This is a genomic window from Streptomyces endocoffeicus, assembly GCF_016741935.1.
Lineage (GTDB): Bacteria > Actinomycetota > Actinomycetes > Streptomycetales > Streptomycetaceae > Streptomyces > Streptomyces endocoffeicus.
In genome coordinates, this window is record NZ_JAERRG010000174.1 from 1 (window position 1) to 938 (window position 938).

Here is a 938-nt window from a genome sequence, read left to right on the forward strand (position 1 = left end):
TCGACTTCAACGACCCCAACCACAACGGCCGACCACCCTCACGCTCCCGCCCATAAGTAGCCAGCAACGCCTGCGCCTCGATCGGATCACCCAACCGGGTCCCCGTCCCATGCCCCTCAACCGCATCCACATCCGCCGCCGACAACCGCGCGTTAGCGAGTGCCTGCCGGATCACCCGCTCCTGCGACGGACCATTCGGCGCCGTCAACCCATTCGACGCACCATCCTGATTCACCGCAGAACCACGCACCACCGCCAGGACACGGTGCCCCTTCGCCCGAGCGTCGGAAAGCCGCTCCAGCAACAACACACCGACACCCTCACCCCAACCCGTGCCATCCGCCTCCTCGCCATACGCCTTGCACCGCCCATCCACCGACAGACCACGCTGACGGGAGAACTCCACAAACGTCCCCGGAGTCGACATCACCGCCACACCACCAGCCAACGCCAACGAACACTCACCACCACGCAACGCCACACTCGCCTGATGCAACGCCACCAACGACGACGAACACGCCGTATCCACCGTCACCGCCGGACCCTCAAGACCGAACACATACGCCACACGCCCCGACGCCACACTCCCAGCACTACCCGACCCCAAATAACCCTCAAGATCCGCCGGAAGGACCCGCAGCCTCGAGGCATAGTCGTTGTACATCACCCCCATAAACACACCCGTCGCCGACCCACGCAGCCCAGCCGGATCAATCCCCGCCCGCTCCATCGCCTCCCACGACGCCTCCAACAACAACCGCTGCTGCGGATCCACCGCCAACGCCTCACGCGGCGACATCCCAAAAAACTCCGCATCAAAATCCGCCGCATCATGCAAAAACCCACCCCGCCGCACATACGACGTCCCCGCATGCGCCGGATCCGGGTCATACAACCCCTCCAAATCCCAACCACGATCCACCGGAAAACCGGAAATG

1 protein-coding gene is annotated in these 938 nt (G+C 64.1%); it reads right to left on the reverse strand.

The window, feature by feature from the left end:
* On the reverse strand, window positions 1-938 hold a 938-nt coding region (locus JK364_RS54445), incomplete at both ends, for a beta-ketoacyl synthase N-terminal-like domain-containing protein (protein ID WP_201858883.1).